Origin of the sequence: uncultured Candidatus Kuenenia sp., from assembly GCF_900696675.1 — a bacterium.
GTDB classification, from domain to species: domain Bacteria; phylum Planctomycetota; class Brocadiia; order Brocadiales; family Brocadiaceae; genus Kuenenia; species Kuenenia stuttgartiensis_A.
On record NZ_CAADGZ010000095.1, the window covers coordinates 1 to 13581 of the forward strand.

Consider the following 13581-nt stretch of genomic DNA (forward strand, 5'->3'; position numbering starts at 1 on the left):
ATAATTCCATCAACTTATTCATAAGTAGTGTCCTCCAAATTGTCTGATTACTATTTACGAGGATACTACTATACTTTATAATAAACTAAAAATCACCTTTTTGGTTGCGGCCAAAGGCCGCGCTAGGTGTTCCGTGGTTTTACTCCTTTATTCCAACCTCTCCGGCTTGGAGGGTTATGGAGATAACATTGACAGACAATATCGAAAAAACCTATAAAAGTATCTGCAGAATCTGTCACGGCGGCTGCGGCGTCATTGTATCAGTCCAAAATGGCAAGGTGGTAAAGGTAAAGGGCGATCCGGCGTCACCGATGAACAAGGGCTGGATGTGCATTAAAGGAGTAATGACTCCCGAAATAGCAAATCATCCCGACCGATTAAGGACTCCCCTTTTACGTAAAGGCAAAAGAGGGGGCATGCAGTGGGAAAGCATTTCATGGGAAAGGGCGCTGGAAGAGATAGCCCGTAAACTGGACGCCTTGAAAAAAGAACACGGTGCGGAATCGATTGCACTGGGACAAGGAACGGGAAGACACCATTACATGCATGTCGTGCGGTTCGCAAATGCGCTGGGTACGCCTAACTGGTATGAACCTGGTTTAGCGCAGTGTTTTATCCCGAGAATTACAGTTAGCAATATTATGTATGGCGGTTTTGTTGTCGGGGATTACTATGGAGACGTACCGCCAAAATGTATTTTATTCTGGGGGCACAATCCACTGGTATCGGGGCCGGACGGTGAATTGGCAATTTCCGTCAAAAGGGCATTGGATAAGGGGGCAATCGGTATCGCCGTTGATCCCAGGAGATCGGAGACTGCAAAACGCTGCAAGCAATGGCTGCCTGTCAGACCAGGAACTGATGCTGCATTAGCACTGGCAATGATGCACGTTATTATAAAGGAAAATATTTATGATAAAGAATTTGTGGATAAATGGACGCATGGGTTTTCTGAGCTTAGGGAACATGTAAAAGCGTTCACCCCTGAATGGGCGGAGACGATTACATGGGTAGCTGCATGTGACATCGTAAATGCTGCGCGGACATATGCCCTGAATAAACCTGCAATATTAGAATGGGGGCTGGGCATTGAACAGAACACAAACTCCCTGCAAACCGTCAGAAGCATTGCCATTTTACGCGCATTAACAGGCAACATCGACAACCCTGGCGGTGATATTATTGGTAAAAATATCATCCGCAGTTACCCTACCCTCAAAGAGAAATTGCCGGAAGGCATGTTGAAAAAGCGCTTAGGGGCGGATACATTTAAACTCCTGGGTGGCTGGAGGGCGTTCATGCCGTCTGCGCACATCCCTGCATTATTTAAGGCAATGAGAACGGGCGATCCTTATCAAATAAGGGCGCTTCTTATCTTTGGAAACAACCCTTTGACTACAGTAGCAAATCCGGGAGAGGTATATGAAAGCTTGCAAAGGCTGGAACTATTGGTGGTTACTGATCTTTTTATGACGCCTACTGCTGCACTGGCGGATTATGTACTTCCCGCGGCATTTTGGCCTGAAGTTGAACAGGTAATTGGATATCCCCTGGTGGTAGAAAACATGGTCATGGCTCAACAAAAAATCACGCAACACGCAGAATGCAGGCAGGACGAATGGATAATCAATGAACTCTCCAAACGGCTTCACCTGCCAGGAAGCGAAGAAAGCCTGGAAGACGTAATGAATTATCAATTGGAACCTCTGGGAATAGATTATCAGAAGTTAAAAACCTCAGGATTCTTTTATCCGCCGCATCAATACAAAAGGTATGAGGAAAAAGGGTTCAGAACTCCTTCGAAAAAGGTAGAACTTTATTCAAAATCATTACAGAGATTGGGGTACGATCCTCTGCCAACATACAAAGAACCCCCGGAAAGCCCGGTGCAATCGCCTAAACTGGTGGAACAATTTCCCTATGTGCTCATTACGGGATGCCGTAAGAAAGAATTTTTCCAGAGCGAACACAGACAGATACCCTCTCTGAGAAAAAGGAGGCCGTATCCCCAGACAGAAATGCATCCGGAGGTTGCCGCAGAAAAGGGAATAAATCATGGTGATTGGGTCATTGTGAGTTCTCCGCGGGGAAGCATCCGTATGAAGGCGCAGGTAACGGAAGATATTCATCCACGGGTGATAAGCGTGGAACATGGATGGTGGTTTCCTGAAAAAGTGGGTCCGGAATTCGGTGTTTGGGAATCGAACGCCAACGTATTAACAAACAACAAACCCCCTTACGACCCCGCCTTTGGGTCTTATCAACTAAGAGGTTTGTTGTGCGCTATTGAAAAGGAAAAAACATGAGAAACAATCCTGAATAATTGTAACACTTTAGCTTTTTGAAAAATCTAAAGTGTTACAGAGAAAAACTTTGTCCTGGCGCTATCTTACTTCGTAAGGGCAATCTTTACTTTTGGTTTATCTTTCACACCGCCTACGCTAAACTTCACATCGGCTTTTCCTTTATCCTTCTTCGCCCTTATGGTGAACGTTGCCTGTCCACTTGCATCTGTTTTTGCGCTGAGGGGTTTTACGTTAATCATTTTCCTGTTAGCCGAAGAAAGCTTCCGTGTTACTTTCACGCCCTCTGCCGTACATCCATCATTATCAGTTACAATAATTGTAACTTCTTCGCTGCTGCCTTTTGAAAGAATCAAGGTATCCTGATCAACAGACGCAGACGTTGCTACAACCTCTGAAGTGTTGGGGCATTCATCTGTAGGCTGTGTTGGAACAACGGCAGCCGATAACGCAAAGGCAAGCGTATATGTTTCTCCCGCCGTTAACGTTACACCCGCTACTGTTTTCAAAGTGTATCCGGTAGCTAATGCGATGAACGTATAACTTCCGGCGGGGATATTATCAATCTGATAATATCCATCCGCACCTGTCGTGGCGGTGAACATCCCGGACTGGTTACGCACCGTTGCCCCTGCTATTCTCAACCCTCTATCATTATCCGTTACAAACCCTGCCAGCGTACCGGTTGCTACGCCGGGCGTTGGCAATACCACTGGTGTCGGATTTTGACTTAACGTATTTGCAGGATACAAATAAGTAATCCCATCCATGTCGTCCTGATGCAGCGTCCTTTGGCTGGTATCTCCGGGAGAACCGTAGCCATACATAGTTTTTTCCGAATCGCTTTTATCATAGAGATCCTCCAGGCTGAGGGAATGGCCGAGTTCATGCGTGCCTACATTCTGCACGTCAAATTTATCTGACGAGCCGTCTGTACTCCAGGTATTTTTGGTGTTAAAACGTATATCGCTGTCAATCATCTCTCCAGACGTATAAAACCAGAAAGAATTTTGCCCCAATACCCCTTCATCCTTAATAACCCCAAAATCAATAATATTAATGCCATCCTGTTCTCCGTGACTATTTTTTGAGGTTGTTCCACCGTCTACGAAAGTAAAAGAAGAGGTGTCAACGTCTGTCCACGTCTGCATTGACGCCAATAGAGCGTCAAGGCTGCCGGAAGGACCGTCAGTAGTGTTGATAAGATACGTTACCGTATCTTTTTTCCATTTTATTTCTTTTCCACTGTTTGTGGTACTGACTTCAAATCCATATATTTTTAAACAGCAAAGATTTAATGCTATGATTACGATAAAGGGAATAATATAGTTCCATCTTGTTTTTGTCATAATTATTCGACTCCTTTTATCTTGTTTATGAGGGTTTCTACGGACACTTCATTGTCGATTACCTCTTTACCATCAATAACAGAGAAACCGCTTTTTCTCGCTATGCCCTGGTTGTCGATATGATATTTTCCCTGTGCCTTTCCGACGATGCGAAATACGTCTTCTTTCTGTTCCGCCTTTTTGCTTTTCACTGTTTTAAGGAATAAGAGTATTTTTTCTCCTTTGCTGAGAACAGCCATATCCGATATCCTTAGTCCTATGCCGTCCACTTCTCCCCCTTCATATTCAACGGTAATGGTGTTTTGAACGGCTTTACCGCGGATAACCTCACTTATCTTTATTGAGGCGGTGGTAAAAATAGTTTTTCTGTCACTGCTCCAGTACGATTGAACATCCTCAACAGTGCCCGTGATAACGGCATGCGATGATTTTGTGAGTTCTTCCGTACTGAGTCCGGTCATAACGGCATGTGCATGATTCGTGAAAACACAAATAGATAGTACGGCTGCGAGTACTGCGGCAAAAGATGTTTTTATCATAATTTCCTCCTGACAGGTTAAATATATTTTTTCGATATCTGCAAAAAAATCATAGCGACATCATACCTAATAATATTGGAGCGGTTATTCTGCATGAACATGCCAGGCAAAAGATATTTATCAGGTTACATTAACTATGAAATCCAAGGGTATCTCAGGCGACCATCAATAATCTTGAAAAGGTAAAAAAAGAGGCGTGATGTATGAGGAACGACAAAAGACTTTTCTTCGTGGTATTGAACATTATAGATAACGGAGCTTTCATCAAAAATCGTGCATTGAAAAATATTTGGCAACTATTCAACGCAATATATTTGCACTGAATAGTTGCCTTTAGATTTATATTAACCCTTACCCAAGGTCTTCTTTCCCGGTTTCCATTCAACCGGGCAAAGTTCTCCGGTCTGTAAAGCGTTAAGCACTCTCAGAATTTCTTCAACACTTCTTCCAACACCTAAATCGTGAACAAGTTGGTATTTTATTTTTCCTTCAGGATCAATAATAAATGTGCCCCTTAACGCAATACCTTTATCCTCAATCAACACTCCATATTTTCTAGAGACTTCTTTTGTGATATCACTGAGCAGCGGGTAATTAAGTTTACCAAGATCCTTAAGCCAGGCCTTGTGTGAGAATACGCTGTCAATGCTTACCCCGAATACCTGGGCATTGAGCGATTTAAAATCTCCGTCTTTCTTTGAAAATTCTGTTATTTCCGTTGGACAAATAAAGGTAAAATCCAAGGGATAGAAAAACAGCACCACCCACTTACCCTTATAATTATCCAGACTAAAATCCTCAAATTTTTCACCCACAACACCTTGCAGTGTAAAACAAGGCGCACATTGTCCTACTTGTATACCCATATTTCCCTCCATTCTTTAATATGAAAATATTACCATTCAATAATGATTGCTGATTATATAACACTGAATATGAAAGTCAAGTAATATTTCGTTCTTATTTTTTTATCACGAAAAAGGTCAGTGCCATTACTTGAAAAACAATGGCTAGTAATAGATAGGAATGAACATCTCCGTTACGGTGAAGGTAGGCAAAAATGAGGGAGCCAAATACAAAGCACTGTATTACAGAGGCCAGGATTGGCAGCCAGGAGGCGGGTTCATAGGTAAGAGTGCGGTTAATATTCTTTACTTCGCGTAATATAGATTCCATGATATAGTCATTTTCTTCATATTTTTCTTCCGTTTTTGTTTGTCCGGCAAAGCAAGCGCCGCAGATTACCGTTCCACCTTCCTGATACAATGCATTTCCTGATTCAATATCAATTTTTGAAAGACTTCTTTTGCAATTGGCGCATACTCTGATTTCTAACATAGGGGATTAATTATTCGAAAGGTTTTCATATTTTGTAACAATTTAGTTTTTTGAAAAAGACTCAAGTGTTACCTAAACTGGCATAGCCAGCATTCCTCAGTCTGCAATCTGCCGATTGTAGATTGCCGACTGCAGAAGGGACAATTAAATATTTTGCCAAAAAGCACGCACTGACGAATGGAAGTGTGCAAAGAAGTTATCGATAAGGTACTGAATTGTTGTCATCTTTTTTATTTCAAGCGGTAAAGGTCTAGCTTTCTATAAAGAGTTCTCTCGCCAATCCCAAGCATTCTGGCGGCTTCTTCTCTATTGCCTCCCACACTGGCTAATGTGCATTTAATGAGTTCTATTTCTGCATCCTCCATAGTCATTCCCGCCATCAAACCATGGGAGACTGGCATCTCGTCGCTCTTTTTTTCGATATGATCGGGCAGGTCTTCTACATCTAAATATTTTTTTGTGGTAATAACTACCATGCTTTCTATGCAATTCTTTAGTTCTCTGATATTGCCCGGCCACTGGTATCTTAATAATATTTTTCTGGCTTCAGGGGTAATTTGCAAAATTTCCTTACTATATAATCTGGAAAATTCGCGAATGAATGCATCAAGGAGCAATGGAATATCTTCAAGCCGTTCGCGGAGAGGAGGCAGTTTGATGCGAATAACATTTAATCTGAAGTACAGGTCTTCCCTGAATTTTCCTTCTTTTATAAGATTTCCAAGTTCCTGATTCGTGGCAGCGATTAAGCGCACATCTACTTCAATGGACTCATTGCTGCCGATGCGCGTAATCATTCCGTCTTCTAACACACGCAACAGTTTCGCTTGTGCGGAAAGAGGCATGTCGCCTATTTCATCAAGAAAGAAAGTGCCGCGGTGTGCGTATTCAAACTTCCCCTTCCGCTGATACAACGCCCCGGTAAATGACCCTTTTTCATGTCCGAACAATTCGCTTTCCAGAATATTTTCCGGAATTGCGGCAGAATTAAGAATTACCAGAGGATTGTGTTTCCTCAGGCTGTTATTATGTATGGTTTTTGCTATCAATTCCTTCCCTGTGCCGCTTTCCCCGGTAATCAATACAGTGGCATTCGTTCCGGAAATCTGATTTACCATGGTCAATACCTTTTGCATACTGGCGCTGTTGCCAATAATTCCTGTAAGGCCATATTTTTCATCAAGCTGTTTCTGGAGCAATATGTTATTTCTTACCAGATTTTGTTTTTCAACGAGTTTATTAATTTCTGCGCGCAGATGGTTAATATTAATTGGTTTCAGAAGAAAGGTAGCAGCACCTTTTTGCATGGCATCAACGGCTGTTTCAACAGTGCCGTATCCTGTTATCAAAATAATTTCCGCTTCGGGCAATTTTTCCTTAGTCGCTTTAAGAATTTCCATGCCGCTGAAATCATGCATAATCAGGTCGGTAATTACGACATCTATCTCTTCTGTTTCAATAATCTTCAATCCCGCTTTGCCACTGGTAGCAACAATACATTTATATCCTACCTTTTGTATTGCTTCCGCCGTAGCATTCGCGTGTTCTTCGTTATCATCGATGATCAGAATTGTCGTATTATACTGAGACATTTTCGAGGTTTATGGGTAATTGTATGGTAAAATTTGTACCTTTGCCTTCCTGGCTTTGAACGCTAATTGTGCCTCTGTGTTCTTCTATAATTTTTTTCGTAGTAGGAAGCCCGAGTCCGGTCCCGGCAGTTTTTGTAGAATAGTACACCTGAAAAATTTTATTGAGCGAATCGTTGGAAATGCCATGGCCTGTATCGGTGATATCTATCTGTACCGACTTTTTTACTTTTGAGGTTCGAATCATAAGTTCCCCTCCGTGCTCCATAGCCTGCTGCGCGTTGATAATAACATTAAGAAAGGCTTGTTTTATAAGTTTACTGTCAATATAACATAAAGGCAAACCAGGATGATAGCTTTTAAGAACAACGACATTTTTTTGTTTAATTTCCGGTGTTGCAAAGTTGATTACTTCATCCAGAATTTCATTAACAGCACAGTATTCTAATTCCAGTTTTTGTCCTTTGGCAAACCGGAGAAAATCATTCAGGATTTCTTCTAATCTTAGTGCTTCTTTCTGGATAATCTCTATTTTTCTATAAACTTTCCGGGTGTCGTCTCCTGAAGCGCCAATGATATTTTGCAGGTCTTCTTTTAGGAGTTGTAGATGAATGTTTAGGGTGCTTAGCGGGTTTTTAATCTCATGGGCAAGTCCCCCTGCCAACGTTCCGGCAAACGCCAATCGTTCAGAATCAATCGTGCGTTTTTCCAGTTCTTTTGTTTTACGGATTATTCCCCTGTTATAATAGTAATATGCTAACGGAACTACGATTATTACAGATGCAATAGCGCCGATCAGATATTGAATCACTTTTTTATTAAAAAAAAGAGCCAGGAAGATGGCTGAATGTGCTTCCTCCCGGCTCGTTAAATGATATTTTATATATTTTTTAAGAAGCTACGCGATTAACTTTTTGGGCTTGCAGGCCTTTCGCTCCTTCGACGACTTCAAATTCTACCTTTTCTCCGTCTTCGAGTGTTTTGAATCCGTCACCGCCAATATTGGAATAGTGAACAAAGACGTCTCCTCCGCCATCTTGCTCGATAAAACCAAAACCCTTTTTTGCATCAAACCACTTGACTTTGCCAATCGCCATTATCTCATTCTCCTTATATTTAATACTTACCACTTTAAAAAAACGAACAAACTTAGCAACATTTTTCTTTACCGTACGATTCTACATCCTCCTAAAAAGATAAAAAAGATATAAAATAGATATATTATTTGTTTACAGAATCTCTAATACGTCCTCCTTTTTGAAATTTTCTCAAATATTATACCCAATTATAGTTAATTTTAATTCTTAGGAGTAAGGGGTTGTTCGCTTTCCTTTAAAGCAGCTTTCCTGCTTAATTTGACTCTCTTCTGGTCATCTATGCCGATTACTTTTATCATTATTTCCTGGCCTACCTCCACAACATCACCCGCCTTTTCAACATATTCGTAAGAAAGCTCGGAAATATGTACCAAGCCATCGTGCCCGGGAATTATCTCAACAAACGCCCCGTATTCTTTTATTGATAAAACTTTTCCCTTATACGTTTTTCCAACCTCAACTTCCTTCGTCATATTTTCAATCCATGTTTTTGCTTTTTCTGCCGATTCACCAAGGGTTGCGGAAATGATTACCGTTCCATCATCTTCAATTTCAATTTTTGCCCCGGTTTCTTCCTGTATTTTCTTTATGTTTTTTCCGCCAGGGCCAATAATCATTCCGATTTTTTCCGGGTTAATTTTAATCTGTACAATTTTTGGCGCATATACAGAAATTTTTTCTCTCGGTTTTTCAATGACTTTTTCCAGTTCCTGAAGAATATGAAGCCTGCCCTCCCTGGCTTGCGCCAGTGCATCACGCATTATTTTCTCAGTAATTCCAGCAATTTTTATATCCATTTGCAAAGCAGTTACGCCCTGCGCGGTGCCTGCAACCTTAAAATCCATATCTCCCAGGTGATCTTCGGTCCCTAATATGTCAGATAAAATACATACACTGTTCTCTTCTTTCACCAAACCCATAGCAATGCCGGCTACAGGAGCTTTTATAGGCACACCGGCATCCATTAAAGCAAGCGTCCCGCCGCAAACTGATGCCATCGAAGAAGACCCGTTAGATTCGGTTATATCAGACACCACACGGGTTGTGTAAGGGAATTTGTTCGGTGGTGGAAGGACTTCTGCCAGTGCCCGCTCCGCCAATGCGCCATGCCCGATTTCTCTCCTGCCAGGACCTCGCAACGGCTTTGTTTCACCAACACAAAAAGGCGGAAAATTGTAATCCAGCATAAATTTCTTTGAATATTCATCTTCAAGTCCGTCCACTTTTTGTTCGTCCGATGTGGTACCTAGGGTTACCACAACAATTGCCTGTGTTTCTCCCCTTGTAAACAAAGCAGAGCCATGTACTCTGGGGAGAATGCCAACCTCACAGGTAATAGGTCTTATATCCTTCAATCCGCGGGAATCGGGTCGCAATCCTTTAGACACTATTTGTTCCCGGACTACAATTGTTTCAACTGTCTCAAATATTGCTTTAATTTCTTTTGGTGTAGGTGCATTTTCGACGCCTTCTACACAGTATTCATTAATTATGGCCGCAAGTATTTCATCAAGCGCTTCTTTTCGGTATCCTTTTCCAGGAGTCAGATTCTTTTCTACAATAGCGGTATAATATTTTTGTTTAACTTCTTCCATGAGTTCTTTATTCATCATGGAAGGAGCAACAATTTGCTTTTCTTTTCCGCATTTTTCAATAAGTTCGTGTTGAAGAGTTATGATTTCTTTTATAGCCGCATGTCCAAACATAATGGCATCCACCATCTGTTCTTCGGGAATTTCCTTTGCAGACGCCTCAACCATCATAACGGCATCCTCTGTCCCGGAGACAACAATATCCATGCTGCTTTGTGCCAACTCGGCATGTGTGGGGTTGATAATAAATTTCCCTTCAATTTGCCCAACTCTTACCGAGCCAGTAGGTTTGCTAAAGGGAATGCTTGAAATGGATAATGCGGCGGAAGCGCCCACCATCGCAAGTATATCAGGATCATTTTCCTTATCTGCGGAAAGCACTATTGACATAACCTGCACTTCGCGGAAGTACGTATCCGGAAAGAGTGGTCTGATAGGGCGGTCTATCAACCGCATGGTGAGGATTTCTTTTTGAGAAGGTCTTCCTTCTCTCTTGAAAAAACCGCCAGGAAATTTCCCGGCAGCGTATGTCTTTTCCCGGTAATCGACGGTAAGTGGAAGAAAATCTACGTTTCCCTTTTCTTCTGATGCAGAAACCGCTGTAATCAATACTATAGTTTCGCCATATTGCACTAATACGGCACCATCAGCCTGCCTTGCGACCCGGCCTGTTTCTATGCTAAGCGCTCTATTGCCGATCAACTTCTCCACTTTAAATTGTGCCATTTTGACCTCTCAATCTATGTTCTTTAAATTTTCCATTGACCAGCAAAGGAATGGTTAGTTTTAATTGTCTTATGCATTGGTGTGGGTATGTATATTGATTCCTCCATGAATTTAGATTTATTTGCGTAAACCTAGTTTATTTATTAGTTTTTTGTATCTTTCGCGGTCTGTTCTTGATAAATAATTAAGTAACGCTGAACGATTGCCGACCATCTGCAACAATCCTCTTCTCGATGCGTTATCTTTCTTATGCACCTTCAGATGGCCCGTTAAATGATTGATTCGTCCCGTGAGCAAAGCTATCTGCACTTCTGAAGAACCTGTATCATTTTCATGAATTTTAAGATCATTAATAATTTTCTGTTTTGCTTCTTTACTTATCATCGAAACACCAAATCCTTTAAAAATACCCACATTGCCCTATGTGTAAATACCTATTAACTTATCGCTAAAACAAACAATATAAAGGCAAAGTATAGCAAAGACCTTCCGTTCTTTGCAACAAAAAAAATGGGGTATCCCATTGTGGTTTTAGTGTGTATGATATGACAATCTGCGGTTTCACTCCCTTTTAACCAGCCTAAGCACGAAAACAGTCCTCAGTCTGCAATCCCCAATCTGCAATTTGCCGATTGCCGACTGTAGATTGCCGACTTTCTTACGGGGTTAATTCCCTGATAACCTTCCTCATTTCCTCCGCCTGTTTGTGCTGTGGATTTATACGTAATGACTCTTTTATGTGAAAAAGAGCTTTGGCAGTATCGTGAAAATGGTCTTTATAAACAACTCCAAGACTGAGATGAACATCGGCATTGCCGGGGTCCAGCTTGTAAGCTTCCAAAAGTTTATTATACGCATCTTCCACCTGGCCCTTTTTGAAGTAGATTACCGCCATATTATAGTGCGCCAGCGCGAAGTTGCTTCTGATTTTTAATGCCTTTTCTAATTCAGAAAGGGCTTCTTCATACCTTCCCGTGTCAATATAAACGCTTCCGAGATTATTATGCGCATCCGCATAATAGGGGTTTGTTTTAAGCGCCGCCACATATTCATTAATCGCCATGTCGGGCATGCCTTTTCTTTTATAAAGGAGTCCCAGATTGTTATGCGCTTCCGGGTATTGATCTCTCAGCCGAACGGCAAATTGCAGTTCCTCAATCGCCTTGTCCTGCATTCCCTTCAGAGAATACGCTGCGCCGAGATTGCTGTGCGCCTTTGGATGTGTCGGCATTGCCTGTATAGAGCCTTCAAACGCCTGAATTGCCTTATCGATTAAGCCATTATTGTAATAAAAATATCCAAGGCCATTGTAAATCCTGTAACTCTTTGGCGAACGGCGTATCGTTTCCGTGCTGAAGGTAAATTCATTAAGCCAGATCCCGTTTCTCTGTATTGTCCCCCACATCAGCAAAAAACAAATTATCACCACAAATGACAAAAAATAATGCCTTCTTCTGTAAAAACATTGAAAGCCTTTGTTAAATGCCAGTCCCGCAAACAGGGTAAATCCTATGCCCGGGATATAAAGATATCTTTCCGCCATTATATTCAGCAGAGGGGCTATGTTAAGCACGGGCAACATCGATACAAAAAACCAGGTGAAAGCAAAAACCCACTTCCCGGAAAAACAATTTTTTTTTACCAGTACCATGGTGCCGCAGATTACCACAAGAGAAATAATAAACGCCCCATCGAATACAGAATATGCAACAGGAACAACATAATCTGCATTTAAGGGCATGGGAATGAAGAAAAGTTTAAGGTAATACCCAACTACCTTCGTCATCATAAGGGCGTTTATAAAGATGCTTTTTTCAGGATAAAATATCACTTCTCCCGGATTTTTAAATACCTTGAATCGCAAAAACAAATATATGCCGCTAATAATAATGTATCCGATATAGTGGGTAACAAAACGGCCCCTGAAAAAATAAACACTGCGCGAAAGCATACCGGCACACTGGCGGCTGGCAATCTCATTTCTTTTAAAAATAAAATCGTAGGCAAATGCAAGGAGGGGAAAGGTAATTGCCATTTCCTTTGATAATAACGCAAAGAAATAGGCAATCAGGGATACCGCATAAAAGGCAGAAAGATTCCTGACGCTTGCCGTTTTATCTGAAGATTTGAGAAAAAAAATAAACGCAATCAACAAAAAGGTCGCAGATAAAAGATCCTCCCGATAGCTTATAGCATTTACTGCCTCAGAAAATACCGGATGTATGGAAAACATCAGGCACGAGATCAAAGAGACTATACGATTCCCAAAAAGCCGATACGCCAGAAAATACAATAAAACCACATTGACTGTGTGGATAATGTTATTGACGAAGTGGTATCCGGCAGGCCTTATCCCCCAGAGGGCATAGTCGATAAAATACGAAAGGGTAACAATGGGGCGGTACGTCAGTTCATTAGATACAGCGGCATATTTCTTGCTAAAAAGTGCGGTAATATAACGCCATTCACGAATAAAGTGATTATTAGTTATCGTGAGGTAATCGTCATAAACAAACGTATTTGCCAGGGAATTGAGATAGACGATAAGAGGGGTGGCAACGATTATCGCAAATAACAAAATATGATATTTTCTGTTTAACATCTTCAAATGTATATTAATTTCAGTCTCGGAAGTAAGAATACAAAAAATAGCTTAAGTACATATATTACAACATTATATGGTTATAAAACCATTTTCATCGTTTCTGGGTGTTGCAAATGCAACATGATGACTGATGACTTATTTTGTCATTACAAGTGGAAGCGGATTAGAAACCCGATTCTCTATCCATCATACCAAAACCACATGCTTGTCATTTACAAGGGCATCGGCTTGTCATTGCGAGGGTCTTTTCCGAAGCAATCTCATAAACCGTCATAGCGATCCTTCCATCCTGCATTCATTCCATTAATTAATTCTACCTAAATCCTGCAAACAAGGCAAAGCCTTGTTGCAGGAATAGGATTGAAATGGTAGGATTTCCAAGGTATTCGGCGGTATATTGATAACAAAAAACACCTGAAAGGAGATTCACCATTTCGATGAAG

11 protein-coding genes are annotated in these 13581 nt (G+C 41.3%); 1 reads left to right on the top strand and 10 read right to left on the bottom strand.

Features of this window, described 5'->3' with window-relative positions; all coding sequences use genetic code 11:
* Positions 1-176: 176 nt before the first annotated feature.
* Positions 177-2306 carry a molybdopterin-dependent oxidoreductase gene (locus QZT26_RS12710; RefSeq protein ID WP_205713342.1) on the top strand — a complete coding sequence of 710 codons (2130 nt, stop codon included), beginning with the start codon at positions 177-179 and terminating at the stop codon, positions 2304-2306.
* Positions 2307-2389: 83 nt separating this feature from the next.
* On the opposite strand, the gene QZT26_RS12715 is transcribed toward QZT26_RS12710, so the two are convergent.
* From QZT26_RS12715 to QZT26_RS12760, 10 genes are all read right to left on the bottom strand, one after another.
* Positions 2390-3652, bottom strand: coding sequence for a carboxypeptidase regulatory-like domain-containing protein (locus QZT26_RS12715; RefSeq protein WP_164995641.1), 1263 nt, complete (start codon positions 3650-3652; stop codon positions 2390-2392).
* Positions 3653-3654: 2 nt separating this feature from the next.
* Positions 3655-4191 (bottom strand): hypothetical protein, encoded by a 537-nt coding sequence (locus QZT26_RS12720; RefSeq protein WP_099325404.1) that lies wholly within the window; start codon positions 4189-4191, stop codon positions 3655-3657.
* Between the two features lie 344 nt (positions 4192-4535).
* Positions 4536-5057 (bottom strand): peroxiredoxin, encoded by a 522-nt coding sequence (locus tag QZT26_RS12725; protein ID WP_099325403.1) that lies wholly within the window; start codon positions 5055-5057, stop codon positions 4536-4538.
* Between the two features lie 94 nt (positions 5058-5151).
* Positions 5152-5529: a hypothetical protein gene (locus QZT26_RS12730; protein ID WP_099325402.1), complete on the bottom strand. Its 378-nt coding sequence runs from the start codon at positions 5527-5529 to the stop codon at positions 5152-5154.
* Positions 5530-5759: 230 nt separating this feature from the next.
* Entirely contained in the window at positions 5760-7121 is a 1362-nt protein-coding gene (locus QZT26_RS12735; RefSeq protein WP_099325401.1) for a sigma-54 dependent transcriptional regulator, read from the bottom strand.
* Positions 7108-7929, bottom strand: coding sequence for an ATP-binding protein (locus QZT26_RS12740; RefSeq protein WP_169704098.1), 822 nt, complete (start codon positions 7927-7929; stop codon positions 7108-7110). Before QZT26_RS12740 ends, QZT26_RS12735 begins: the two co-directional genes overlap by 14 nt.
* A 79-nt stretch (positions 7930-8008) precedes the next feature.
* Entirely contained in the window at positions 8009-8215 is a 207-nt protein-coding gene (locus tag QZT26_RS12745) for a cold shock domain-containing protein (RefSeq protein WP_099325399.1), read from the bottom strand.
* A 200-nt stretch (positions 8216-8415) separates the two neighbouring features.
* A complete protein-coding gene (gene pnp / locus QZT26_RS12750) occupies positions 8416-10533 on the bottom strand; it encodes a polyribonucleotide nucleotidyltransferase (RefSeq protein ID WP_295102613.1) in 2118 nt (705 codons plus the stop codon).
* Positions 10534-10650: 117 nt separating this feature from the next.
* Complete coding sequence (gene rpsO / locus QZT26_RS12755) at positions 10651-10917, bottom strand: 30S ribosomal protein S15 (protein WP_099325397.1); 267 nt, start codon at positions 10915-10917, stop codon at positions 10651-10653.
* A 274-nt stretch (positions 10918-11191) separates the two neighbouring features.
* Positions 11192-13111 carry a tetratricopeptide repeat protein gene (locus QZT26_RS12760; protein WP_295102616.1) on the bottom strand — a complete coding sequence of 640 codons (1920 nt, stop codon included), beginning with the start codon at positions 13109-13111 and terminating at the stop codon, positions 11192-11194.
* Positions 13112-13581: the final 470 nt, after the last annotated feature.

Excerpts from the sequence above, each read along its gene's own strand:
- QZT26_RS12730 (WP_099325402.1), bottom strand. The coding sequence starts at position 5,529 with ATGTTAGAAATCAGAGTATGCGCCAATTGCAAAAGAAGTCTTTCAAAA.
- QZT26_RS12745 (WP_099325399.1), bottom strand. The coding sequence starts at position 8,215 with ATGGCGATTGGCAAAGTCAAGTGGTTTGATGCAAAAAAGGGTTTTGGT.
- QZT26_RS12735 (WP_099325401.1), bottom strand. The coding sequence starts at position 7,121 with ATGTCTCAGTATAATACGACAATTCTGATCATCGATGATAACGAAGAA.
- QZT26_RS12710 (WP_205713342.1), top strand. The coding sequence starts at position 177 with ATGGAGATAACATTGACAGACAATATCGAAAAAACCTATAAAAGTATC.
- QZT26_RS12715 (WP_164995641.1), bottom strand. The coding sequence starts at position 3,652 with ATGACAAAAACAAGATGGAACTATATTATTCCCTTTATCGTAATCATA.
- rpsO (WP_099325397.1), bottom strand. The coding sequence starts at position 10,917 with ATGATAAGTAAAGAAGCAAAACAGAAAATTATTAATGATCTTAAAATT.
- QZT26_RS12720 (WP_099325404.1), bottom strand. The coding sequence starts at position 4,191 with ATGATAAAAACATCTTTTGCCGCAGTACTCGCAGCCGTACTATCTATT.
- QZT26_RS12725 (WP_099325403.1), bottom strand. The coding sequence starts at position 5,057 with ATGGGTATACAAGTAGGACAATGTGCGCCTTGTTTTACACTGCAAGGT.
- pnp (WP_295102613.1), bottom strand. The coding sequence starts at position 10,533 with ATGGCACAATTTAAAGTGGAGAAGTTGATCGGCAATAGAGCGCTTAGC.